This window comes from Aeromonas sp. 55A (assembly GCF_051919665.1).
In the GTDB taxonomy this organism is placed as follows: domain Bacteria; phylum Pseudomonadota; class Gammaproteobacteria; order Enterobacterales; family Aeromonadaceae; genus Aeromonas; species Aeromonas veronii.
This window is the reverse complement of sequence record NZ_JBQBEH010000008.1, coordinates 113,156-137,299: the sequence shown is the minus strand read 5'-3', so window position 1 is coordinate 137,299 and position 24,144 is coordinate 113,156. Positions and strand designations below refer to the sequence as shown.

Annotated in this window: 24 protein-coding genes and 1 riboswitch; of the genes, 18 read left to right on the top strand and 6 right to left on the bottom strand. The window is 60.0% G+C overall.

What is annotated here, in order from left to right:
• The first annotated feature begins 134 nt into the window (after positions 1–134).
• Together ACTG2G_RS04395 and ACTG2G_RS04390 are read left to right on the top strand one after the other, a co-directional pair.
• Positions 135–569, top strand: coding sequence for an SRPBCC family protein (locus ACTG2G_RS04395; protein ID WP_005334496.1), 435 nt, complete (start codon positions 135–137; stop codon positions 567–569).
• Entirely contained in the window at positions 562–909 is a 348-nt protein-coding gene (locus ACTG2G_RS04390) for an RnfH family protein (RefSeq protein WP_042054648.1), read from the top strand. Before ACTG2G_RS04395 ends, ACTG2G_RS04390 begins: the two co-directional genes overlap by 8 nt.
• Before the next feature lie 81 nt (positions 910–990).
• Here ACTG2G_RS04390 and ACTG2G_RS04385 read toward each other — a convergent pair whose 3' ends face one another.
• Both ACTG2G_RS04385 and fadE read right to left on the bottom strand, forming a co-directional pair.
• Positions 991–2,265, bottom strand: coding sequence for an amidohydrolase (locus ACTG2G_RS04385; RefSeq protein ID WP_236316257.1), 1,275 nt, complete (start codon positions 2,263–2,265; stop codon positions 991–993).
• Positions 2,266–2,445: 180 nt separating this feature from the next.
• Positions 2,446–4,902 carry an acyl-CoA dehydrogenase FadE gene (gene fadE / locus ACTG2G_RS04380; RefSeq protein WP_421386220.1) on the bottom strand — a complete coding sequence of 819 codons (2,457 nt, stop codon included), beginning with the start codon at positions 4,900–4,902 and terminating at the stop codon, positions 2,446–2,448.
• Between the two features lie 256 nt (positions 4,903–5,158).
• On the opposite strand from fadE, the gene lpcA reads away from it, so the two are divergent.
• From lpcA to ACTG2G_RS04365, 3 genes are all read left to right on the top strand, one after another.
• A complete protein-coding gene (gene lpcA / locus ACTG2G_RS04375; protein WP_005334485.1) occupies positions 5,159–5,737 on the top strand; it encodes a D-sedoheptulose 7-phosphate isomerase in 579 nt (192 codons plus the stop codon).
• Positions 5,738–5,901: 164 nt separating this feature from the next.
• Positions 5,902–6,711, top strand: coding sequence for a class II glutamine amidotransferase (locus tag ACTG2G_RS04370; RefSeq protein WP_005353514.1), 810 nt, complete (start codon positions 5,902–5,904; stop codon positions 6,709–6,711).
• A gap of 291 nt (positions 6,712–7,002) precedes the next feature.
• Positions 7,003–7,338: an Hpt domain-containing protein gene (locus ACTG2G_RS04365; RefSeq protein ID WP_019446543.1), complete on the top strand. Its 336-nt coding sequence runs from the start codon at positions 7,003–7,005 to the stop codon at positions 7,336–7,338.
• Positions 7,339–7,377: 39 nt separating this feature from the next.
• Here ACTG2G_RS04365 and ACTG2G_RS04360 read toward each other — a convergent pair whose 3' ends face one another.
• Positions 7,378–8,292, bottom strand: coding sequence for a gluconeogenesis factor YvcK family protein (locus tag ACTG2G_RS04360; protein WP_421347870.1), 915 nt, complete (start codon positions 8,290–8,292; stop codon positions 7,378–7,380).
• A 113-nt stretch (positions 8,293–8,405) separates the two neighbouring features.
• On the opposite strand from ACTG2G_RS04360, the gene ACTG2G_RS04355 reads away from it, so the two are divergent.
• Together ACTG2G_RS04355 and ACTG2G_RS04350 are read left to right on the top strand one after the other, a co-directional pair.
• A complete protein-coding gene (locus tag ACTG2G_RS04355; RefSeq protein WP_429203998.1) occupies positions 8,406–9,590 on the top strand; it encodes an FIST signal transduction protein in 1,185 nt (394 codons plus the stop codon).
• A 31-nt stretch (positions 9,591–9,621) separates the two neighbouring features.
• Positions 9,622–11,718 carry an ATP-binding protein gene (locus ACTG2G_RS04350; protein WP_429204000.1) on the top strand — a complete coding sequence of 699 codons (2,097 nt, stop codon included), beginning with the start codon at positions 9,622–9,624 and terminating at the stop codon, positions 11,716–11,718.
• Between the two features lie 249 nt (positions 11,719–11,967).
• Here the strand turns inward: ACTG2G_RS04350 and ACTG2G_RS04345 are convergent, their stop codons facing one another.
• The 3 genes from ACTG2G_RS04345 to narQ form a co-directional block, all read right to left on the bottom strand.
• On the bottom strand, positions 11,968–12,543 hold the full coding sequence (locus tag ACTG2G_RS04345; RefSeq protein WP_005334473.1) for an LON peptidase substrate-binding domain-containing protein: 576 nt from the start codon (positions 12,541–12,543) through the stop codon (positions 11,968–11,970).
• A 103-nt stretch (positions 12,544–12,646) separates the two neighbouring features.
• Positions 12,647–13,285 carry a two-component system response regulator NarL gene (gene narL / locus ACTG2G_RS04340; protein ID WP_005334471.1) on the bottom strand — a complete coding sequence of 213 codons (639 nt, stop codon included), beginning with the start codon at positions 13,283–13,285 and terminating at the stop codon, positions 12,647–12,649.
• Positions 13,285–14,997, bottom strand: a complete 1,713-nt coding sequence (gene narQ, locus ACTG2G_RS04335) for a nitrate/nitrite two-component system sensor histidine kinase NarQ (RefSeq protein WP_100653336.1) — start codon at positions 14,995–14,997, stop codon at positions 13,285–13,287. The genes narL and narQ overlap by 1 nt, the downstream gene beginning before the upstream one ends.
• 78 nt (positions 14,998–15,075) lie before the next feature.
• Positions 15,076–15,216: riboswitch (molybdenum cofactor riboswitch) on the top strand.
• Here narQ and moaA point away from each other — a divergent pair.
• The 11 genes from moaA to moaD all read left to right on the top strand — a co-directional run bounded on the left by moaA (position 15,204) and on the right by moaD (position 24,064).
• Complete coding sequence (moaA, locus tag ACTG2G_RS04330) at positions 15,204–16,199, top strand: GTP 3',8-cyclase MoaA (protein WP_041202018.1); 996 nt, start codon at positions 15,204–15,206, stop codon at positions 16,197–16,199. Its footprint overlaps the riboswitch before it by 13 nt.
• 239 nt (positions 16,200–16,438) lie before the next feature.
• The gene (gene napF, locus ACTG2G_RS04325; RefSeq protein WP_139410607.1) at positions 16,439–16,981 is read left to right on the top strand and encodes a ferredoxin-type protein NapF; all 543 of its coding nucleotides are present in this window, start codon (positions 16,439–16,441) and stop codon (positions 16,979–16,981) included.
• A 29-nt stretch (positions 16,982–17,010) separates the two neighbouring features.
• Positions 17,011–17,265 (top strand): chaperone NapD, encoded by a 255-nt coding sequence (locus tag ACTG2G_RS04320; RefSeq protein ID WP_031227438.1) that lies wholly within the window; start codon positions 17,011–17,013, stop codon positions 17,263–17,265.
• 101 nt (positions 17,266–17,366) lie between these two features.
• Entirely contained in the window at positions 17,367–19,856 is a 2,490-nt protein-coding gene (gene napA, locus ACTG2G_RS04315) for a nitrate reductase catalytic subunit NapA (RefSeq protein WP_429204003.1), read from the top strand.
• A gap of 16 nt (positions 19,857–19,872) precedes the next feature.
• Entirely contained in the window at positions 19,873–20,610 is a 738-nt protein-coding gene (gene napG, locus ACTG2G_RS04310) for a ferredoxin-type protein NapG (RefSeq protein ID WP_201995906.1), read from the top strand.
• Positions 20,607–21,482: a quinol dehydrogenase ferredoxin subunit NapH gene (napH, locus tag ACTG2G_RS04305; RefSeq protein WP_429204005.1), complete on the top strand. Its 876-nt coding sequence runs from the start codon at positions 20,607–20,609 to the stop codon at positions 21,480–21,482. The genes napG and napH overlap by 4 nt, the downstream gene beginning before the upstream one ends.
• Complete coding sequence (locus ACTG2G_RS04300) at positions 21,482–21,937, top strand: nitrate reductase cytochrome c-type subunit (RefSeq protein WP_005334452.1); 456 nt, start codon at positions 21,482–21,484, stop codon at positions 21,935–21,937. The genes napH and ACTG2G_RS04300 overlap by 1 nt, the downstream gene beginning before the upstream one ends.
• Before the next feature lie 11 nt (positions 21,938–21,948).
• Positions 21,949–22,539 (top strand): cytochrome c3 family protein, encoded by a 591-nt coding sequence (locus ACTG2G_RS04295; protein WP_005353459.1) that lies wholly within the window; start codon positions 21,949–21,951, stop codon positions 22,537–22,539.
• Positions 22,540–22,781: 242 nt separating this feature from the next.
• Positions 22,782–23,288, top strand: coding sequence for a molybdenum cofactor biosynthesis protein B (gene moaB, locus ACTG2G_RS04290; RefSeq protein ID WP_005344126.1), 507 nt, complete (start codon positions 22,782–22,784; stop codon positions 23,286–23,288).
• 9 nt (positions 23,289–23,297) lie between these two features.
• Positions 23,298–23,822, top strand: a complete 525-nt coding sequence (moaC, locus tag ACTG2G_RS04285; protein WP_429204007.1) for a cyclic pyranopterin monophosphate synthase MoaC — start codon at positions 23,298–23,300, stop codon at positions 23,820–23,822.
• Complete coding sequence (gene moaD, locus ACTG2G_RS04280) at positions 23,819–24,064, top strand: molybdopterin synthase sulfur carrier subunit (protein WP_005353453.1); 246 nt, start codon at positions 23,819–23,821, stop codon at positions 24,062–24,064. Before moaC ends, moaD begins: the two co-directional genes overlap by 4 nt.
• Positions 24,065–24,144 lie beyond the last annotated feature (80 nt).

Sequence of the window (24,144 nt, the reverse complement as noted above, 5' to 3'; positions counted from 1 at the left end):
ATTATACGTAGGCAGGGACGGCTGTAAAACGCGCAGCAGGTCAAGTGGTGGCTTTCTGAGCGGTTTGGCTGAGGTTTTACCTCCACAACCCTAAACATGGTGATAAAATCGCGCCGATTGGATGAGGAAAAGCCATGCCCCGAATTACGCGCAGTGCCCTGGTGATGTTCAGTGCAGAACAGATGTTCAAGTTGGTTAACGATGTGGATGCCTACCCGCAGTTTTTGCCCGGCTGTGTCGGCAGCCGTGTCCACGAGGCTGGCGATGACTACATGATGGCGTCGGTCGATGTGGCCAAGGCGGGGATTGCCAAGACCTTTACTACCCGCAATCAGCTGGATGTGAACCGCCAGATCAGGATGGAACTGGTGGATGGCCCGTTCCGCAAGCTGGCGGGCTGGTGGACCTTTACCCCGCTCGATGTCGACGCCTGCAAGGTGGAGTTCGATCTCGATTTCGAGTTTACCTCCAAGCTTATCGAGGTGGCCTTTGGTCAGGTATTCCGCGATCTGGTGAGCTCCATGGTCTCCGCTTTCTCCAACCGGGCGAAGGAGGTCTACGGTGTCTGACCAGCTCAATATCGAGGTTGTCTATGCCTTGCCGCAGCAGCAGACGGTGATTGCCCTGCGGGTGGCGCCCGAGACCTGTGTGCTGGCAGCCATCGAGCAGTCCGGCATCGTGCAAAAGCACCCCGAGATCGATCTGGCGGTCAACAAGTTCGGCATCTACAGCCGACCGGTGAAAGGGAGCGAACCGCTGCACGACGGGGATCGTATCGAGATCTACCGCCCGCTCATCGCCGATCCCCGCGAGATGCGTAAAAAGCGCGCCGAGAAGGCTAAAGAGGAGGGGAGAGCCGATAGCGTGACCGGTGGTCGCCCCGATGTGCATCGCAAGCTCCGCGAGTAGCGCTCAGGTTTTTCTTGCAGAAAAAAGGCGCCGAGGCGCCTTTTTTTGATCCCGTTAACCAGTGAGCTGGCCGAGGGGATATCAAGAGAGGGTTGCTTCTACCACACCCAGTCGGGCACGGGCCCAGGCGGCCAGTAGCTCTACCCCGCTTTGCATCACTCGCTCATCGAAATCGAATTCGTTGTGATGGTGTGGTGCCGCCAGATCGGCCCCCAGGATGAGGTAAGCCGCTTCGCCCCCCTGCTTTTGCACCCGCTCCATCAGAAAACCGGCATCTTCGCTGGCGCCAAAGCGGCGAGTCTGGATGGTGGCGAGCCCCTGCTTGCGGGCCAGCGCCGCCAGCTCGGCCTGCAGTGCCGGGCTGTTGTCGAGGGCAATGGCCTCGCCCTGTTTGATGATGCGATAGGTGACACCGTGGGCGAGGGCAGTCCCTTCGACGATGCGCTGTACCTGACTGAACATGTAGTCGTTGAGCGTGCTATCGGCGCCGCGGGTTTCACCGCGCAGCTCGGCATGATCGGGGATGACGTTGCGGCCGCTGCCAGCGTGAAGCTGGCCGACGTTGATGCGGGTCATGCCGTCGCGGTGGCGGGGAATGCCGAGCATGGCGGTGGTGGCCATGCAGGCGGCTGCCAGCGCATTGCTGCCGGCATTGGGTTCGAGCCCCGCGTGGGCGGCGGTGCCCATAAAGTGGACGTCGAACTTGGTGGAGCAGAGAAACTCGGTGGGGTTGATCACCAGCTCGCCGCTGCCAGCGTGAATGCCGATATGGAGCGAAAGCAGGGCATCCACGTCATCGAGTGCACCACCGGCAGCCAGCGCCTTGCCACCGCGACACCCCTCTTCGGCGGGTTGGAAGAAGAGCTTGATGCGGCCGCAAAGCTGCTCCTTCATCGCCATCAGCTGGCTGGCCAGCCCCATGCCGATGGCGGTGTGGCCATCGTGGGCGCAGGCGTGCATCCACCCCTTGTTGTGGGAGGCAAAACCTTCCTGTTGCGGTTGGTGCTGTTCGGCGTCGGACTCTTCCACCTCCACCGCATCGATGTCGAAGCGAAAGGCCAGGGTCGGGCCGGGACGGCCGGTATCCAGCTCTCCCATCAGGCCAGTGACATCGCCAATCCGCTCCAGCCAGTCGGGATGGGCCCCCTGACGGCGGGCGCGAGCCTTCTCTGCCGCCACATCCACATCACGCCCCATCATCAGATTGCTGGCCAGCAGTTTGTCACCGAGCACGATGCGATAACCGAGCTCGCTCAGGTGGTGGGCAATCAGGCTGGTGGTGCGAAACTCTTTCCAGGCCGCTTCCGGCAGGCGGTGCAAGTCGCGGCGCCACAGGATCAGGTGCTCAAGGGTCATCTTGGCTTCCTTGGTGATTCGATTTGTCGGCTATTGTGCCTTTTTTCCCGGCTGACCACACTGGGCCTGCAGCTGGTCGGGGGAGCTGTGCGTGCGAGTAATGTCTGTGAGGGCAGTGAATAGTGGTGAGCGCCCATAAAAAAACGCCTCCACAAGGGAGGCGTTGTCGATAGCTGGTTATCAGGCCGCGTGATGGTAAGCGGAGGCTTCAAACAGCTTCTTGTTGGCCACCAGATCGATGGGGTCAAAATCATCGACGTTGATGGTGCGCAGGCGACTCACTTCGGCGCGGCGCAGCAGCTCGGCTTCGCTCTGGGTCAGTACGCCAGCGGCCAGACCCATGTCGGCCACCTTGTCCAGTGCCATGAAGGGGCGCTTGATGCCATCGCTCTTGCAGACTTTCTCGAACAGTGGCTCGGCGGCCAGTACGTCATCGAGCGCCTGCTCCAGCAGACCGAAGGGGTTGCCCTCTTCGCGAGTCAGGTATTGGCCCTTGGCCAGGCGGCTGCGGGTCTCGCTCGGGGTTTGCAGCAGACGGGCAACCTGTTGGTCCAGCTTGTCGCACGGACGGTTCAGGTCACGACCCAGCGGCAGCACCACGGCACGCAGGGCAAGCCCAATCCAGCGGTTCGGGAAGTTGCGCAGCAGCTCGTCGATCGCCTCTTGTGCCTTGAACATGGCATCTTGCAGTGCCCAGTGCAGCAGCGGCAGGTCGGCCTGCTGGCGTCCCTCGTCCTGATAGCGCTTGAGGGCGCTGGAGGCCAGATAGAGCTGGCTCAGCACGTCGCCAAGGCGGGCGGAGACCCGCTCCTTGCGCTTGAGCTCGCCACCCAGGGTGCCCATCGCCATGTCTGACAGGAACGCCAGGTTGGCCGAGAGGCGGGAGAGCTGCTGGTAGTAGCCCTTGGTCTGATCCTTGTAAGGGGCCGCGGCAAAGCGGGCGCCGGTGATACCCAGCCAGAAGCTGCGTACCAGGTTGCTGATGGCAAAGCCGACGTGGCTAAATACTGCCTTGTCGAAATCCTTCAGCGCCTGCTCCTTGTCGGGATGGCTGGCAGCCAGCATCTCCGGCAGTACATACGGGTGGCAGCGGATAGCGCCCTGACCGTAGATGATCATGCTGCGGGTCAGAATGTTGGCCCCTTCCACCGTAACGGCGATGGGGGCACCCTGATAGCCACGGGCCAGATAGTTGTTGGGGCCCATGCAGATGGCCTTGCCGCCGTGGATGTCCATGGCATCGATGATGCACTTCTGGGCACGGTCGGTGAGGTGGTATTTGACGATGGCGGAGATGACCGAGGGTTTCTCGCCAAGGTCGATACCAGTCACGGTCAGGTTGGCTGCGGCGCCCATGATGTAGGCATTGCCACCGATGCGGGCCAGCGGCTCTTCAATCCCTTCCATCTTGCCGATGGGCAGCTTGAACTGGCGACGGATGCGGCTATATGCGCCGCTCGCCAGGGCCAGCATCTTGACGCCACCAGTGCTGTTGGAGGGCAGGGTGATGCCGCGACCGACCGACAGACACTCGACCAGCATGCGCCAGCCCTGACCGGCCATGGCCGGGCCACCGATGATGAAATCGAGCGGGACGAACACATCCTTGCCCTGGGTCGGACCGTTCTGGAACGGCACGTTGAGCGGAAAGTGGCGACGTCCGATGCCGACCCCCTTGATGTGAGTGGGAATGAGGGCGCAGGTGATACCGAGATCTTCCTCTTCACCCAGCAGGTGCTCGGGGTCACGCAGTTTGAAGGCCAGACCCAGCACGGTAGCAATGGGGGCGAGCGTGATGTAGCGCTTGTTCCAGGTGAGGCGCATACCGAGCACCTCTTTGCCTTCCCACTCGCCCTTGCAGACGATACCGAAGTCGGGGATGGAACCGGCATCAGAACCCGCTTCCGGGCTGGTCAGGGCGAAGCAGGGGATCTCTTTACCGACCGCCAGGCGGGGCAGGTAGTAATCTTTCTGCTCGTCAGTGCCATAGTGCTGCAGCAGTTCGCCCGGGCCCAGTGAGTTGGGCACGCCGACGGTGGAGGCGAGCACGGCGCTGGCACCGCACAGCTTTTGCAGGACACAGGACTGGGCGTAGGCCGAGAACTCCAGACCGCCATATTTCTTCTTGATGATCATGGCGAAGAACTTGTTGTCCTTCAGGTATTGCCACACCTCGGGGGAGAGATCCGCGCGCTCGTGGGTCACTTCCCAGTCGCTCACCATGCGGCACACTTCCTCGACCGGACCATCCATAAAGGCCTGCTCTTCGGCAGAGAGGGTGCTGACCGGGATGGCGTGCAGCTTTTTCCAGTCCGGGTTGCCCGCGAACAGATCGGCTTCCCACCAGGTGGTGCCCGCTTCAATCGCCTCTTTCTCGGTGCGGGACATCTCCGGCATGATCGATTTGTAGATCTTGAACAGCGGCTTGGTTATTTGATTGCGGCGAAATTCCACCAGATTGAGCGGGATGGCGATCACCGCGAACAGCGCCCATACCAGCAAGGGCACATGACCATAGATGGCGCCAAGCACCAGGGCGGCGCCGGTGACCAGGGTGGAGATGAACAGGGATGCCCGGCGATAGGCCAGGGCTCCGATAACCAGGATCACCCCGAGCAGAGTGAGGGTCGTCGTCATTGCTTGCTCCTTGCGTGTATAAATGTGCCAACGTGGTGTAACTCATCCAGAGGTCTGACCTGTTGGATATGGCCCCTGTTGTAATTCATACGCACAAAGTTATCAAGCTGTTTACATCTTCATTACCTTCTCTCTGTGATCCTCATAACGCTCACGCGCCGCCAGCGCTGTGGCTCGCAGGGGGGCGACTGTGCGATTCGCTTGTGCGAGAATAGCCGCGATCTACACGCACACTAAAAACAGTGGAAGAGACATCATGTACCAAGAATTGATCCGCAATGAACTGACCGAAGCTGCCAGCGTGCTGCAGGCCTTCCTGGCTGATGAGCAGAACCTGAAAAACATCGAAGCGGCCGCCAAACTGCTGGCCGACTCTTTCAAGGAAGAGGGCAAGGTGCTCTCCTGTGGCAACGGTGGCTCCCACTGTGACGCCATGCACTTCGCCGAAGAGCTGACCGGTCGTTACCGTGAGAACCGCCCGGGTTATGCCGGTATCGCCATCTCCGATCCGAGCCACCTCTCCTGCGTCTCCAACGACTTTGGCTATGACTATGTCTTCTCCCGCTACGTAGAAGCGGTCGGCCGCCGTGGCGACGTGCTGCTTGGTATCTCCACCAGCGGTAACTCCGGCAATATCCTGAAAGCCATCGAGGCTGCCCGCGCCAAAGGGATGAAAGTGATCGCCCTGACCGGCAAGGATGGCGGCAAGATGGCAGGTCTGGCGGATGTCGAGATCCGGGTTCCGCACTTTGGCTATGCCGACCGTATTCAGGAAGTGCACATCAAGGTGATCCACATCCTGATCCAGCTGGTCGAAAAAGAGATGGCCAAGTAATCAGGCCATCGTCACCAGACAAGGGCAACGCCGGAAGCATGCTTCGCCATCTGCCGGTTGTTGCCAGTCACAGGGGAAGGGATTGCGCATTCCCCTGCTGTCTGTCGAACCAGCGTGCTGGTCGAACATGACACAAGCCAAATCATGAAAGGAGTCTGCCGGATATGTGCGAACTGCTCGGCATGAGTGCCAATGTGCCGACCGATATCTGCTTCAGCTTTACCGGGTTGATGCTGCGCGGCGGCAAGACCGGGCCCCACAAGGATGGCTGGGGGATCACCTTCTACGAGGGGAAGGGCTTTCGCACCTTCAAGGATCCCGAGCCCAGCGCCCAATCTCCCATCGCCAGACTGGTACAAGCGCTGCCCATCAAGAGCTGCGCCGTGGTCAGCCACATTAGGCAGGCCAACCGTGGCTGCGTGTCGCTGGAAAATACCCACCCCTTTACCCGTGAGTTGTGGGGCCGTTACTGGACCTTCGCCCACAACGGTCAGCTGACCGGCTACAAGAAGCTGCCCACCGGCCGCCACCGTCCGGTGGGGGATACCGACAGCGAACACGCCTTCTGCTGGCTGCTCGATCGGCTGGAGCAAAAATATCCCAAGCGTCCAGCCAACTTTCCCGCCATGTTTCGCTATCTCGCCACCCTGTGTGACGAGCTCAGAGCGTTCGGGGTGTTCAACATGCTGCTCTCGGACGGGGAGTATGTGATGAGCTACTGCAGCAACAACCTGCACTGGCTGACCCGCTGTGCGCCCTTTGGCGAGGCGAGCCTGCTGGATGAGGAGGTGGTGATCGACTTTCAAAGGGAGACCACCCCCAACGATGTGGTGACCCTGATCACCACCCGTCCGCTGACCGGCAATGAGAATTGGGTCAAAATGGCGCCCGGCGAATTCAATCTGTTTCGCATGGGGGAGCGGGTGGCGACCAACCAGGTCGCGCTTGAGCAAGATAAAAAAATACCAGGGTAGATACCTACCCTGGTTCTTCGCAGCAGCCATAAAAGGCAAAAGGGATGAGAGGTGTTGCTGAGCATCATCACTCTGACGGCATTGAGTGTTGATCAATTGTTAATTTGTGGCAATCAAGTTGTTGTCTTGACGGGCGTTTCAGCATCGCTATTTCGATACCGATCACATTTTTTGCCACTTTATTCCCTGAGCCATCCAATCGGGTGCTTCATCACTGCCTGGCCGTGAGCCACGACATCGAAAACTATCTATAGTATGGTCTGTTTGAATACTGTTCAGGAGGAGCCTCGCATGGAGTGGGTGGATCGCAAGGTGTTGCAGCAGCTGGCAGAGGATATCGGTCCGGATATGCTGCCCGTGGTCATCGCAGTCTTTATTGAAGAGGTGGGCGAGCAGCTGAGTCAGCTCAGACCCCTCTATGAACAGGGAGAGTGGGAGGCGCTGGCTCGGGTGGCGCACAGCATGAAATCATCCTGTGGCAGCTATGGCGCCATACCGAGTTATCAGCAGGTGATGGCGCTGGAGATGGCCAGCAAGCAGGCCGATGTGGCCGAGGCAGAGCGCCAGTTGCAACTGCTGGAGGCCTCCTTGCCCCAGGTGCTCGCGTTTCTTGCCGATTATCAGTAACGGCGCCATGCAGGGATGCCGGGGCGCCGTGACCGTTGCCTAACGCTGGTTGAGCAGTTGCTGGATGATCCGGTCCAGCGCCAGTTTCAGCTTCAACCGATCGTGCCGATGGGGCAGCTCAAGCTCGCCCAGCTCGGCTTCGATCACACGCCCTTGCCAGTCCCCCGTATCACCCGCGCCTTGTGGGGCCAGGATGGCATCCAGCCGACCCTGACCGACCCGGGACTCCAGCCAGCGACACTGACTCATCAGATCCAGCTGGCTGGCAGGGCCGTTTTCCGCTACCAGATTGCAGACGAAAACCAGCATGGCGCTGCTCTCGTTGATGGCCTGTGCGATCTCGGCCAGCAGCAGTGGCGGCATGATGGAGGTGAGGAAACTGCCCGGCCCCAGAATGATCATGTCCGCCTGCTGCAATGCCAGCACCGCTTCCCGGGTCGCTTGCACCTCCGGCATCAGGCCGAGGGAGAGGGGCGGTGTTGCCAGTTGATCGATGGATACCTCTCCCAGGATCTGGGTGCCACACTCCATATGGGCGCAGAGATCGGTGGGAAATTCAGACATGGGTAGCAATTGTGACTCTATTTTGAGCATGTCACTGATCAGCTTGATAGCATCAAGAGGACGGACACAGAGATTATCGAGCGCCAGCAGCATCAGGTTGCCAAGGTTGTGGCCCGCCAGCTCGCCTTTGCCGGCAAAGCGGTATTCGAACAACAGGCTGCCGATGCTGGGATCGGTGACCAGCTGGTTCAGGCAGTTGCGCAGATCGCCCCAGGCGATGCACTCCTGACTCTTGCGCAGGCGTCCGGTCGAGCCACCATCATCTGTGGTGGCGACGATGCCGGTGAGCCGTTGACCGAGAAACGAGAGGGACGAAAGCACTCGTCCCATGCCATGGCCACCACCGATGGCAACGACCCGATCGAAGTCATTGATGTTTTTTTGCCACATATGGGCGTCCTGTTATTGGTCTCAGTTGACCGCTATGTTAGCAAGCGAAGCGAGATAATTGTTTGATAAAGGTATGATTTTTGCTTGAGGCAGCCATTCGATAAAACAAGGAGATGGTGTTGAAATTTCTGACCGTTCACTCCCTCGCCCAGAATTCATCGCTGGCGGCCCAAGATATCTGCGCGCAGCTGCGCCACCATGCCGATCAGGCCCCCTCCCTGCTGTTACTCTATTTTACCCAAGCCCATGAGGGGGCGATACTGCGCGAAGTACTCAAATGCCAGTTCCCGACGACCCGTCTGCTGGGGTGCAGCTCTTGCGGTGGCGTCATGACCGAGATGGGACACCACGCCCGAGACGGATATGGGCTGGCCGTTGCTGCCCTGTACGATGAGAAAGGGGCATTCGGGGTGGCCGGTGCCTGCGGTGACGGGGTGGATGTGCGGCAGTTGCTGCGCCGAGCCATGAGCGACTGTGGTCGACCGGGCGAGCTGCCCCAGCTGATCCTGTTTCACGCCAGTCCCGGCAAGGAAGAGGGGCTGCTGGCCGGAATCGAGGCAGAACTCGGTGCCTCGGTGCCGATTGTCGGTGGGTCCGCGGCAGATAACAGCGTCAGCGGTGACTGGCAACTCTGCTGGGATGAGGCGGTGAGTCAGGATGGCATCGGTCTGGCGGTGCTCTATCCCGATTGCCAGCTGGCTTTTCAGTTTCACTCCGGTTATGTGCCTGCCGAATTCAGTGGCGAGATCACAGCCTGCAACGGGCGGGAGATACTCACCATCGATCACCAGCCTGCTGCCGAGGTCTATGCCCGCTGGTGCGGTCGCGAGCAGCCCTGGCCGGTGGGGGCGATTTTGCGGGAGACCACGCTCACCCCGCTGGCTCGTCAGGTGGGAGCGCTGGATGGCATTCCTTACTACAAACTCTCCCATCCTGAAGCGGTGACCGAACAGGGCGGGCTACGGCTCTTTACCGATGTGGTGCAAGGGGAGCGTCTGCTGTTGATGTACAGCAGTCAGGAAGGGTTGCTGCAGCGCAGCCTCAATGCCATGCGCGTCGAGCCAGGGTATGGGGTCGATGTGGAATTGCAGCCTATCGGCGCGCTCATCATCTTTTGTGCTGGTTGCCGTTTGGCGCTAGGTGATATGTTGTGCCAATTTGTCGAGCAGAGCCAGGCTCGCCTCGGCAAGATCCCCTTTATCACCCCCTTTACCTTCGGCGAGCAGGGGCGGTTGCCCAATGGCGAGCTGGCTCACGGCAACCTGATGGTATCGAGCGTGATTTTCCTGACCCGTTGAGTCGGCAGAACATAACAGAGCAGGCAACAAGATGATTGGCAACAGTGAACTGGAAGCCCTCGGCGACAAATTGCAGACCACGCTGGTCGACCTTATGCGTTGCCGCGAGCGCGAGGCCAAGTATCGTCACGAGTCCCAGACTCTGCTGGGGGGCGTTGCCACCCTCGCCGATGCCAAGACGCTGGAGCAGGTGCTGGAGAGCCTTATCCAGGTGCTCAAACCCTTTATCGGCTTTGAGCACGCCGATGTGGTGGCCTGGGAAGGGGAGCAGGGAAGTACCCACCTCAGTACCGAGCCAATGCTATCAGCCCGCAGTTGGCGCATGACCCCGGCATTTGCCCGCGCCATCTCGGGTGAAACTCTGGTGATTTACGATCCAGCCCAGCTCCCTGAGCTTGCGCCGCTGGCGAGTGAGCCGGGCTGGGCCAGCGTGATGCTGACCGGGCTGCAGGCCCCCGGTTTTACCGCCACCCTCATCTGCCGCCACGCTCGGGCGGGCACTTTCGATCTCACCAGCAAGGCCGCCATGGAGCGTTGCCGTCCGCTTATCGCCCAGGCGCTGGTCAACATCACCTATCGGGCCCGCTTGCAGGAGCAGGTTGCGGTAAAAACTGAGGCGCTGCAGGCGAGCGAACGCCGTTTTCGCAGCTTCGCCGCCATGGCTTCTGACTGGTTCTGGGAGACAGATGCAGAGCATCGCCTCAGTTATGCCTCAGAGCCGGGTTATCTGGATGAGATGACCCCGCAGGCGACCCGGCCGACCCTCTATGACTACGTCTGCAACAAGCAGAGCTGCGATGCCCAGAAATACCTGCAGCTTTTGGCGCTGCGCCAGCCGGTGCGAGGGGTGCGGATGCAGGTTGCGCTGCAACACGGCCCCTGCTGGATGGAGGTGAGCGCCGAGCCCTGTTTTGACCATGATGTCCAGTTTATCGGTTATCGTGGCACTGCCCGGGATATCAGCAACCAGATCCGCCGTGAGGAGGAGCTGGCGCGGGCACGGGATGAGGCCGAAGCGGCCAACCGTGCCAAGTCCCAGTTTCTCGCCATGATGACCCACGAGATCCGCTCGCCCATGAATGCGGTTTTGGGGATGCTCGATCTGGTGCAGCATGCCGAGCTGGCGCCGGAGCAACAGAGCCTGCTGCGCCATGCCACCCACTCGGCCAGATTGCTGCAAACCATCATCGACGACGTGCTCGATTTTTCGAAAATCGAGTCGCAAACCCTGGTGTTTCACTGCGAGACCCTGCAACCCGTCCAGCTTTGCCAATCCCTGGTCGAGCCGCTGCAAGCTCGCGCGACCGCCAAGGGGATCGCGCTGGTTTATCGGGTCGATGAGTCTGTGCCACGGGAGTTGCAGGGGGATCCGATGCGTCTGTCTCAGGTGATGGGCAATCTGCTGGACAACGCCCTCAAATTTACCGAACAGGGGCAGGTGACACTGCATCTGGGTTGGCAGGATGAGAAGCTGCTGATCTCGGTCTCCGACACCGGGATCGGGATCGCTGATGCGGATCAGGCGCTGCTGTTTGAACCCTTCTCCCAGGTCGACAACTCGGCCACCCGGCGTTTTTCCGGTACCGGCCTCGGTCTTGCCATCAGCAAGCGTCTGGTGACGCTTATGGGGGGAGAGATCCACCTGAAGAGCGAGCCGGGCAAGGGAAGCTGTTTCTGGTTCGAACTGCCCGGCATGGCGCTACCCTGCCATAGCCAGCCGCAGCGGGAGGAGGGGGCTTCGGCACTGCTGCCACTGGATGTGCTGGTGGTGGAGGACAGCCCGGTGAATCAGTTGGTGGTGTCGCTGATGCTGCAAAAACTGGTGGGCAAGGTACGGCTCGCAGCCAATGGTCTGGAGGCGCTGGCGCAGGTGGATGAGCAGCTCCCGGATCTGATCCTGATGGATATGCGGATGCCCCTGATGGACGGACTGGAAGCCACCCGACGCTTGCGTGAGTTGGGATGCACCATGCCTATCGTCGCCCTGACAGCCAATGCGATGGCGGAGGACAAGGCGTGCTGTCTGGCGCAGGGGATGGATGACTTTCTCGCCAAGCCTATCACCTTGTCACGGCTGAGAGAGTGTTTGCAGCGTCACTTTGGTCAGCGGTTGCCGACGCGCGGATAAAAAAAATGGTCAACTTTGTGGGTTGACCAGTTCTTCAGCAAATACTGAAGAGAGCACGGGATAAATCGGGTTGTATCAATCTATATGAAAAATCTGTGCCAACTTTTTTGGGACTCTTTTGTGTTCAATTTTGGCCGTTTAGCGCAGCGGCTCTCTCTTGTTATGGCGTTTTGCGTTCCTACTTACTCGCAAAATGCGAATTTCACATTTTCATTGTTGGAATAATTGCATTTTGCAACGCTGTTTTTGTCATTGTGAAATCAGGCGATGCAGGAATTTACGGGCTGCTTCGCTGTTTTGTTTGGCAATCAGCATCTGCTTTTCATAAATCGGCATCGGCAATATCTCGAGCCAGCGTTGGCAGAGCCAGGCGGCATCTTCAAAGCGCTTGTCCGGATAGAGCTCATCAAGCTCCGGATACTGCTCGAACACTTCCCGCAGGCGATTGACCAGCAGCTTGTCGTTGAAATCTGAGTGGGTGCTCGGCCAGTTGGGCAGCATCTCCACCTTGGCCCGGCGCAGGCCCATCTCGTCTGTTTCCATCTCGTGGATGCAGAAGCGCTCCAGTCCCAGCACCGTCACCCCCAGCAGGCCATCATTGAGGGTGTAGAAGTCAGTCACCTTGACCCGGGTGCCCACCGGCAGAATGCGGCCGGATTGTCCCGAGGTGGTCGACTCTTCCATCACGATGCCAAAGCCCTGATCGTTAATGAATGACTCCTTGAGCATCTGCAGGTGGCGTGGCTCGAACAGACGCAGAGGAAGCTTGCCGCCCGGCAGTATGTGGGAAGGCAAGGGGAACAGTGCCAAAGGTTGTAGTTTCATGTTCCATCCTCCATTGAGTAGTTGCTGAATATGACAATGCAGCGACTGTGCCAGAGAATGAAAAAAGCCACCGGAGGGTGGCTTTTCGGGAGGTTGAGGGCGCTTAGTTGCGCTGCTCCAGATACATGACAGCCGCTTCCACGCGGCTTTGCGCCTCGAGTTTCTTCAGCAGGCTCTTCACGTGAACCTTGACCGTTCCCTCGGAGATATGGAGTACCGAGGCGACCTGTTTGTTGGAGAGGCCTTTTGCAATTTCGCGCAGGATTTGCATTTCGCGACGCGTTAAGCTTTCCAGCTTCTGCTGCAGGTGATCCAGCTCGTAGATGTTTTCGAGATAGGGGCGCAGCGGTTCGCTCAGGATCTGCTTGCCGGTCATCACGTCGGCCAGCTGGGCCAGCAGCAGATCAGGCTCGGTATCCTTGAGCAGGTAGCCGTCGGCACCCGCCTTGAGCAAAGCCACCACATCCTGACGGGCATCGGAGACGGTGAGGATCACCACCCGGGAGGTGATCTCTTCGGCCCGCAGCGCCTTGAGGGTATCGAGGCCGGAGAGCCCCTTCATATTGAGGTCGAGCAGGATCAGGTCCGGCTCGGACTCTTTGGCCAGCGCCACGGCATCTGTGCCGTTGGAGGCTTCACCGGTCACCTCCATGTTCTCTTCCAGAGCCAGCAACTGCACAATCCCTTTGCGCATGAGGGGATGGTCATCTACGACCAGAACTGTGTATTTCATCTCGTCCATCAGGCGTCTCTCGCTAGACTGGTGGGAAAGGTCAGATGCACGCAGGTGCCTTGTGGTTGCTGCTCGTTGATGGTCAGCAGACCGTGCAGTTTGCTGGCGCGCTCGTTCATGATGCTCAAACCGTAATGGTTGATCGCCGAGCTGGCGAGTCCGATCCCGACACCGTCATCTGAAATCTGAACCTCAATGTTACCACTGGCGAGGGTCTCACAGCTAACATCAATCACTTGCGCGTTTGCATGTTTGATGGCATTGAGCACTGCCTCACGGATCAGCTGCAAAATGTGGATATGCTGGCCCGCCTCCAGGTCGTTGTCGGCCAGTCCGTAATGGAACCGGATTTCGGCCTGGGTCTGAGGTTGCAGTTGATCAAGCATGACGCGGATCGCTTCCCCCAGATTGGCATCGCCAATGGTGAGACGGAAGGTACCGAGCAGTTCGCGCAACTGTGTATAGGCATTGCTAAGCCCCTCGTCGATCTGCTGCATCGCCTCCTGCGCCTTGTCATGCTGCCCCTTGGCGTAAGAGCGCTTGAGCAGGGTGGACTGGATCTTGAGATAAGAGAGGGCCTGCGCCAGCGAGTCGTGCAGCTCGCGGGCGATCACCGCCCGCTCCTCCATCAACAGCAGTCGCTGCTGTTGCAGCAGGGTCTGGTCTTTGTGCAGCACCTGAGCCAGCAGCATGGTGAAGTTTTTAATCAACCGCTCATCGATGGGGTGTTGGCTGATGATGTCGAGGCGGCCGAACTCCTGCTCATCCATCTGCAGATAGAAGCTGGCGACCGCATCGAGATCGCCGGGCCAGCCGGTGCGCCCCGAGATGTAGACCGGCATGGCGTTGTGTTCGAAGCGGGTCAGCCGGATATGGTCGATATGCTGGTGGGCGGCAGCGCGGTCCAGCAGTTTGATGAGGGTACGGGTGCTGAGCGGGGCGGCATGCAGCTTCTGGGCGGTCGAGTAGAGAAACGAGAGGGTGTCGTTGGCCTGTTGCAGCTTGGCGGTTTTCTCTTCCACCTTGTTCTCAAGCTCCCGATAGAGCTTGCCCAGCTCGTCCGCCATGGTAACGAAGGCGCGCGACAGCTCCCCCAGCTCGTTTTCGCCGTGGGCGGGCAGCTGAAGATCGAAATCCTGCCGCTGGATCTGGCGGGCGCAGTAGACCAGCTGGTTGAGGGGGGCGACCACCTGCTGGCGGGTGAAGCGCACCGTGAACCAGGCGATGGTGATGATGGCCAGCAGGCCGAGCCCCTCTGCCAGTGCCAGCATCCGCACCTTGAATTCCACGTGGTACTGCATCTGATTGACGAAATTGTCGATGGCCGCCACAAACTGCTCGGTGTTATCGGTGTACCGTCTGGGGGTACGATCCTCGATGTGCTGACGCATTACCTGCCACTGGCCGAGCACCTCGCCATAGGTGCGACGCAGGGAGGCAGGAGTGATCCAGCGCTGGGTCTCCTGCAGCTCTTCGGCGTGCAGGGTCTCTTCAAACTGGGAGAGGCGCCCCAGCACGCTGTCGCCCCGCTCGATTTCGTAGGCCATCCGGTAGGCTTGCATCCGCAGCGAACCGGAGAGGTTGATCGCCTTGGCATCGGGTACCGAGTAGAAGAGGGTGACCATGGCGACCAGCGCGATCAGGCTGGCCATGAAGAGGATCAACACCATGGCGCGGCCAATGGCACTGCTGACCGAATGGACCCTGAACCGTTTTCCCATACTGATGCGCACCTCTGAATAGTGATAAGGACCCCGCAAGATGCGTGGGAGTGTACTCCAACTTGTGTTAGCATCGAAAAACTAGATGAACTCCGAGCGGTTTTGCCTAAGTCCTAGCGATAGGGGAAAACCAGCCGTCAGCCGACGTTCGAGCTGTAAGGGTCAGGAAAGAAATGCCCTGGCCTCCCGTATTTGGAAAGGTGTTTATGTTGCCACTTGAAGATGGTTTTTCCCGTCGTTTTTACTATTTGCGTCTGTCAGTGACCGATGTGTGCAATTTCCGTTGCACCTATTGCCTGCCTGACGGCTATCGCCCCCCGGAAGGTCACAAAGCGGGGCGTCAACCCTTTCTCTCGATTGACGAGATCCGCCGCGTGGTCAGCGGTTTTGCCGCCATGGGCACCCGCAAGGTGCGCATCACGGGGGGCGAGCCCTCCCTGCGCCGCGATTTCACCGAGATCGTCAAGGTGATTGCCACCACCCCGGGCATCGAGAAGGTCGCCATGACCACCAACGGCTATCGCCTCAAGGAGCGGGCTCAGGAGTGGTTTGATGCCGGACTCAACGCGCTGAATGTCAGTGTCGACAGTCTCGACCCGCGCCAGTTTCACCAGATCACCGGCGAGAACAAGCTGGCCGAAGTGATGGAGGGGATCGAAGCAGCACTGGCCGCCGGTTTCAAATCGGTGAAGATCAATGCGGTGCTGCTCAAGGGGCTCAACGACTACCAGCTCGATGCCTTTCTGGGCTGGATCAGGCACAAGCCTATCGAGCTGCGCTTTATCGAGCTGATGCAGACCGGCGAGATGGATACCCTGTTTCGTGACCACCATGTCAGCGGTGAACAGATCAAACAGCGCTTGCTGGAGAGCGGCTGGGTGCAGCAGTTGCGGGGCACGGATGACGGTCCGGCGCAGGTCTTTATGCACCCCGATTCGCAAGGTGGGGTGGGGCTCATCATGCCCTACAGCAAGGATTTCTGTGCCGGTTGCAACCGGCTGCGGGTCTCCTCGCTGGGGAAGCTGCATCTGTGCCTGTTTGGCGACAACGGCATCGACTTGCGGGATCTGCTCGGCGCAGATGCACAATCCGATGAGCTGCAACAGCGCATTCGCGCGGCACTGGCGGGCAAGAGTGCTACCCATCGTCTCCATGAGGGCAATGCCGGTATCACCCCTCATCTCGCCTCGATCGGCGGATAACCGCAAAAAATCGCCAACGATTAAATAGCAATCCTCACATGGAGGTATTTTAACCGATACCTCCATTTTTATTGCGCTGCAAGGCTTTGATCTGGCGCAAGAATCCCCCCTGTTTATCTCCCTGGTGGTATATCCCTTACCTTGTCAGGGCCGCAATATACACCCACTCTTATAATTGGTATCAAGAATGCCAATCATGGACTCGCACTGTCCCCTTTTTCACCAGAACAGGAGTCAACATGCCGGATGAGATCGATCTTGCCCGCCGCGGCCTGTTCCGGGGGCGGCTGAGAACCGCCGAACCGCCGGTGCAGTTGCCCTGGTCAGTCAACTGGTCGGCATTTGTCGCCGACTGTACCCGCTGCGGGGACTGTCTGGCCGCCTGTCCGGAGCAGATCCTGGTGAATGGCGAGGGCGGTTTTCCGGTGGTCGATTTCCAGCGTGGCGAATGCACCTTCTGCACCGAGTGCGTCACGGTCTGCAAGGTGCCGCTGTTTCGCCCGACCAGCGAGTCCCCCTGGCACTACAAGGCCCATATCGAGGCCAACTGTCTGGCCAATGGTCAGGTGTTTTGCCAGCGCTGTCAGGACAGCTGCGAGCCCAATGCCATTCGCTTTATTCCGGTGCTGGGGCGTGTGCCCACCCCGACGGTCGAGCCGGATCGCTGTAATGGCTGCGGCGCCTGCGTGCAGGATTGTCCGGTTGGCAGCATCAAGGTCGATGGGCGAGCCGCCCCATCCGGTGTTACGAGCCAGTCCACCCTCAAGCAGGAGTCAGAATGAGTCAGAAGCCGTGTGACACAGAAGCCACAATGGATCAGGAGTTCCATGTATCGAGTCTGGTGGTGCTGACCCAGCCCCCCTTGCGCCATCAGCTCGCCGAGCAGATTGGCGCCCTTGAAGGGGCCGAGATCCACGCCGTCAGTGACGAGGGCAAGCTGGTCGTGACCCTGGAAGGTCCGAGCCAGCGGCCGATCATGGCGGCCATTGATGCGATACAGGCGATGCCGGGTGTGCTCTCTGCCGCCCTGATTTACCACCAGTTCGATGAACTGGGCGGTCACTGAAAAGAGTGATGGGATGCCGGGCGTGCCCTCTGCCGCTGATGGCTGGCTCCCGTTCGACAGATTCGACAACTATTACGCGATAAGCAATGTGAGGATATGCCATGAAGCTGAGTCGACGCGACTTTATGAAGGCCAACGCGGTGGCAGCTGCCGCTGCCGTGGCCGGTGTCAGTGCCCCCACGCTGGCAGCCAATCTCATCACCAGTACCGACAAGACTGCCATCCATTGGGATAAGGCTCCCTGCCGCTTCTGCGGTACCGGCTGCTCCGTGCTGGTGGGCTCTCAGGATGGTCGGGTCGTGGCGACTCAGGGCGACCCCGATGCGCCGGTCAACCGTGGCCTCAACTGCATCAAGGGTTACTTCCTCTCCAAGATCATGTATGGCCAGGATCGCCTGACCCAGCCGATGCTGCGGATGAAGAACGGCCAGTTCGACAAGGATGGCGACTTTGCCCCCATCAGCTGGGATCAGGCGTTCGACGTCATGGCCGAGAAGTTCAAGGCGACCCTGAAAGAGAAGGGGCCGACCGCCGTCGGCATGTTCGGCTCCGGCCAGTGGACCGTCTGGGAAGGTTACGCTGCCGCCAAGCTGATGAAGGCCGGTTTCCGCTCCAACAACATCGACCCCAATGCCCGCCATTGCATGGCCTCTGCGGTCGTCGGCTTCATGCGTACCTTCGGCATGGACGAACCGATGGGCTGCTATGACGATATCGAGCAGGCCGATGCGTTCGTGCTGTGGGGCTCCAACATGGCCGAGATGCACCCCATCCTCTGGTCGCGGATGTCCGATCGCCGTCTCTCCAACCCGGATGTGCAGGTGCATGTGCTCTCGACCTTCGAGCACCGCAGCTTCGAGCTGGCGGACAACGGCATGGTGTTTACCCCGCAGACCGACCTGGCGATCCTCAACTATGTCGCCAACTACATCATCCAGAACGACAAGGTGAACTGGGACTTCGTCAACAAGCACACCGTGTTCAAGAAGGGGGTCACCGATATCGGTTACGGCCTGCGCCCGACCGATCCGCTGCAGCAGAAAGCGAAGAACCCGGACAGCGGCGATGCCACGCCGATGACCTTCGAGGAGTTTGCCAAGTTCGTGGCGGATTACGATGTGGAGTCGGTCTCCAAGCTCTCCGGCGTCTCCAAAGAGAAGCTGGAAAAGCTGGCCAAGCTCTATGCCGACCCGGGCAAGAAGGTGGTCTCCTACTGGACCATGGGTTTCAACCAGCATACCCGTGGCGTCTGGGCCAACAACCTCTGCTACAACATCCACCTGCTGACCGGCAAGATCTCCGAGCCGGGTAATGGTCCTTTCTCACTGACCGGCCAGCCCTCTGCCTGTGGCACTGCGCGTGAAGTGGGTACCTTTGCCCACCGTCTGCCTGCCGACATGGTGGTGACCGAGCCCAAACACCGCGCCATTGCCGAGAAGATCTGGAAACTGCCGGAGGGGACCATTCCCGACAAGGTGGGTTTCCACGCCGTGCTGCAGGATCGCATGCTCAAAGATGGCAAGCTCAACGCCTACTGGGTGATGTGTAACAACAACATGCAGGCCGGCCCCAACATGAATACCGATCGCCTGCCTGGCTATCGCGATCCGCGCAACTTCATCGTGGTCTCCGACCCGTACCCGACCGTCACTGCCCAGGCCGCTGATCTCATCCTGCCGACCGCCATGTGGGTGGAGAAAGAGGGGGCCTATGGCAACGCCGAGCGCCGCACCCAGTTCTGGCACCAGCAGGTGAAAGCGCCGGAAGGGGCCAAGTCCGACTTGTGGCAGCTGATGGAGTTCTCCAAGCGCTTCAAGGTTGAGGAAGTGTGGCCGGCTGAGCTGATTGCCAAGATGCCGGAAGTGAAGGGCAAAACCCTGTTCGACGTGCTCTATGCCAACGGTCAGGTCAACCAGTTCCCGAAAGAGCAGAGCAAAGGTCTGCTGAACGACGAGGCCGAGCACTTCGGGTTCTACGTCCAGAAAGGCTTGTTCGAAGAGTACGCCACCTTCGGTCGTGGCCACGGTCACGATCTGGCTCCGTTCGATCAGTACCACGAAGCCCGTGGTCTGCGCTGGCCTGTGGTAGATGGCAAAGAGACCCTGTGGCGCTACCGTGAAGGGTTCGACCCCTATGTGAAAGCGGGCGAGGGGGTACGTTTTTATGGCAAGCCCGATGGCAAGGCGGTCATCTTCGCCCTGCCGTTCGAGCCCGCCGCCGAGTCGCCGGATAAAGAGTACGATCTGTGGCTCTCCACCGGTCGCGTGCTGGAGCACTGGCACACCGGCACCATGACCCGTCGGGTGCCCGAACTCTATCGCGCCTTTCCGGATGCGGTGCTCTTCATGCACCCGGACGATGCCAAGGCCCGCGGCGTGCGTCGTGGTGAAGAGGTGATCGTCTCCTCCCGCCGTGGCGAGGTGAAGACCCGTGTCGAGACTCGTGGTCGCAACCGTCCGCCGAAAGGACTGGTCTTCATGCCCTTCTTTGATGCGAGCCAGCTGGTCAACAAGCTGACCCTGGACGCCACCGATCCGCTCTCGAAAGAGACCGATTACAAGAAGTGCGCCGTCAAGGTGATGAAGGCTTAAGGCGGGGGAGTGCGAGATGAGTCGTAGTCGTCGCCAGTTTCTGGCCGACATGGCCAAGGGGGCCTGCGGTGTGGGCCTGCTTGGCGTGGGGCTAGGTGGCATGGCCCGCCAGCAGGCGCAAGCTGTGCCTGCCCAGGCGCTGCGCCCGCCTGCCGCCCTCGATGAAGCAGAGTTTCTCGGCGCCTGCGTGCGTTGCGGGCTCTGCGTTGAGGCCTGCCCCTACGACACCCTCAAGCTCGCCCGGCTGTTTGACCCTGTGACCACCGGCACCCCCTATTTCAAGGCGCGTGCCGTGCCCTGCGAGATGTGTGATGACATCCCTTGCGTGGTGGCCTGCCCGAGCGGGGCGCTGGATCAGCAGATGACCGACATCGATCAGGCCCGGATGGGGGTAGCAGTGCTCATCGATCACGAGACCTGTCTCAACTATCTGGGGCTGCGCTGCGATGTCTGTTATCGGGTCTGCCCGTTGATTGACAAGGCGATCACTCTTGAGCTGCAGCATAACCAGCGTACCGGCAAACACGCCATGTTCCTGCCCACGGTACACAGCGATGTCTGTACCGGCTGTGGCAAGTGCGAGCATGCCTGCGTGCTGGAGGAAGCGGCCATCAAGGTGGTGCCACGCCAGCTCGCCAAAGGTGAGCTGGGTCATCACTACCGGCTCGGCTGGGAAGAGAAGGCCAAGGCGGGGAACAAGTCGCTCATCGGCGACAGGCTCACCCTGCCCACCCGCAAACCGGAGGGGTTATGAGTCGTTATCCGGGGGAAGAGGCGCGCATCAAGCTGGGGTGGTGGCGTTCCCATCGCTTCCTGCTGCTGCGTCGGCTGAGTCAGTTCAGCGTGCTCGGGCTGTTTTTGCTGGGGCCGTTGGCGGGTATCTGGATCCTCAAGGGCAACCTCTCCAGCTCGCTGTTGCTGGAGACGGTGCCGCTGACCGATCCCCTCACGCTGTTGCAGTCGCTGGCGGCGGGTCACTGGCCCATCACCACTCTCTGGCTGGGGGCTGCCATTGTGCTGGCCGGCTACTGGCTGGTGGGGGGACGAGTGTTCTGCTCCTGGGTCTGTCCGGTCAACCTCATCACGGATGCCGCAGCCTGGCTAAGGGGGCGACTTGGCCTCAAGGGCAATGGCCAGTTCAGCCGTGCGACCCGCTACTGGCTGCTGGTCATGGTGCTGGTGGTGCCTGCGGTGGTCGGGGTGATGGCGTGGGAGCTGGTCAATCCGGTGTCGCTCGCCATGCGCGGTCTGCTGTTTGGCATGGGGGCGGGCTGGGCCCTGCTGGTGGCGCTGTTCCTGTTCGATCTTTTCGTGGTTGAGCGGGGTTGGTGCGGTCATCTCTGTCCGGTGGGGGCCTTCTATGCCCTGGTCAACCGGGTCGGATTTATCAAGATTTCTGCCAAGGGGCGCGAGCGGTGCAACAACTGCATGGATTGTTATGCGGTCTGCCCGGAACGTCCCATCCTGCGCGGGCCTGTTCACGGTGCCAAGCGCGGTCACGGGCCCTTGATTGCGGCTCAGGAGTGTACCAACTGTGGCCGCTGCATCGATGTCTGCGCGGAGCAAGTTTTTGAAATCACTGTAGGTTTTGCCGTCAAGGCAGAAAAAACGTCGGAGAACAAATAATGAAAAAGCTGATTGGAGCAATGCTGGCCTGCCTGATGGCGGGATCCTTGATGGCAGCGGCCCCCGAGATCACCAACAGTACCGGTGGCCTCAAGTCCGAGCGTGGCGCCACCGATCTGGTGACCGATGCCACCGCCGCGCCCCTGAAAAACTTCCGCAAGGATGGCGCGCCCTACGATCGCCAGTACATGCATCAGCCGCCGCTGATCCCCCACGACATTCGCAACTATGAGGTGGACACCAAGGTCAACAAGTGCCTGGCTTGCCACAGCTTCAAGAATGCCAGCGCCATGAAGGCCCCCAAGATCAGTCCGACTCACTTCGAGACCCGCGACGGCCTGACCCTGGGTGAAGTGTCGCCGCGTCGCTACTTCTGCCTGCAGTGCCATGTACCGCAAGCAGATGCCAAGCCGCTGGTGGAAAATACCTTTAAACCGGTTGAAGCGCTGAACTGAGGAATCCATAGATGAAATTACCCGGCTTTATCCAGCGTCTGTGGACCACCTTCAAGTCACCATCGAAGGCGGCTCTCTGGGTCATCCTGCTGATGGGCTTCTTCGGTGGCGTGATTTTCTGGGGTGGCTTCAACACCGCCATGGAAGCATCCAACACCGAGGCCTTCTGCACCAGCTGTCACGAGATGAAGGACAACGTGTTCGAGGAGTATCGCGATACCATCCACTACGCCAACCGCTCCGGTGTGCGGGCCAGCTGCCCGGATTGTCACGTACCCCATGAGTGGACCTACAAGATCATCCGCAAAGTGCAGGCTTCCAAGGAGCTGTGGGGCATGATCACCGGCAAGGTGGATACCCGCGAGAAGTTCGAGTCACACCGACGCGAGATGGCGGAGCGGGAGTGGCAGCGGATGAAAGAGACTGATTCGCGCGAGTGCCGCAACTGCCACAACTTCGAGTACATGGACTTCTCCCTGCAGGGGCAGCGTGCCGCCAAGATGCACTCTACCAATCTGGCCAGTGGTGAAAGTACCTGCATCGACTGTCACAAGGGGATAGCTCACCAGCTGCCCGACATGACCGGGGTGAAAGGGTTCTGATCCTGCGACGACAGGCCGGGTTTGCCCGGCCTGCGTTTTGTTCATATATGGGACAAGCATCAGATTTGTGTGTCTTTTAAATCCCATATCTCGTGAAACCTTTGATAGAATCAGCCCGCCGTCACACGCTTGAGCAAGTTGGTCACCCCTGTCTGCGTCCGTTTTTGCGCCCTGACAGCTGGCCTCTCATACCCCTTCTCTTCCTGCCTCGTTGACGGCCCATAGCCACAAGGAGCTGCCCGATGGGACAGAAACACAACGCATTTATTCCCCTCAAGATCGCCGTGCTGACGGTCTCCGACAGCCGCACCGCCGCCGATGACAGCTCGGGCGACTATCTGGTCTCGGCCCTTACCGACGCGGGCCATCAGCTGGCCGATCGGGCGCTCTGCCCGGACAACCTGTTTCGCATCCGCGCGCGGGTGAGCGAGTGGATCGCCGATGAGGGGGTGCAGGTGGTACTGATTAACGGCGGTACCGGCTTCAACGAACAGAACCGGGTGCCGGAAGCGGTCGGTGTGCTGTTCGAGCGCACCGTACAGGGTTTTGGCGAGATGTTCCGTCAACTCTCTTTTGCCGAGATTAAAGGCTCCGCCATGCAGAGCCGTGCGCTGGCGGGACTCGCCAATCGCACCCTGATCTGCTGCCTGCCCGGCTCCACCGGCGCTTGCCAGCTGGGTTGGGAGCAACTGATCCGCGATCAGCTCGATGCCCGCACCAAGCCGTGCAACTTTGTCTCCCACCTCTGAGAGCAAGTGATGAACCAGACCGATACCAAGCAGACCCAGCCCAACCTGACGCATCTGAACCAGAGCGGTGAAGCCCATATGGTGGATGTGACCGACAAGCAGGTGACCGAGCGCGAAGCCCGTGCCGAGGCGTTTGTTGCCATGGCCCCCGAGACGCTGGCGCTGATCCTGAGCGGCCAGCACCACAAGGGGGACGTGTTCGCCACCGCCCGCATCGCCGGCATCATGGCCGCCAAGAAGACCTCCGATCTTATCCCACTCTGCCATCCGCTGGCCTTGACCAAAGTCGAGGTGGAGATAGTGCCGCTGCCCGAGCAGCAAAAGGTGCATATCCGCACCCTCTGCAAGCTCTCCGGCAAGACTGGTGTCGAGATGGAAGCGCTGACCGCCGCGTCGGTAGCGGCGCTGACCATCTACGACATGTGCAAGGCGGTGCAAAAGGACATGGTGATCGAACAGGTGCGGCTGGTAGAGAAAAAGGGCGGCAAGTCCGGCCATTTTCAGCTGGGGTCAAATAGCGGGGAGCAAGCATGATCAAGGTACTCTTTTTTGCGCAAGTAAGAGAGCTGGTGGCCTGCGATGAGCTGAGCCTGCCGTGCGACTACGCCACTGCCGAACAACTGCGCGCGGCGCTCTGTGAGCGCGGCGACAAGTGGGCGCTCGCCCTCGAGGCGGGCAAACTGCTGGTGGCGGTCAATCAGACCCTGGTGCCCCTCGATACCCCCATCAACGATGGCGATGAGGTGGCCTTCTTCCCGCCGGTGACCGGAGGTTAAGGATGAGCGAGATAATGACAGCGGATCACACCACTGAGCTGAGCAGTGTTGACGAAGTGGCCTTCTTCCCTCTCCCTTCA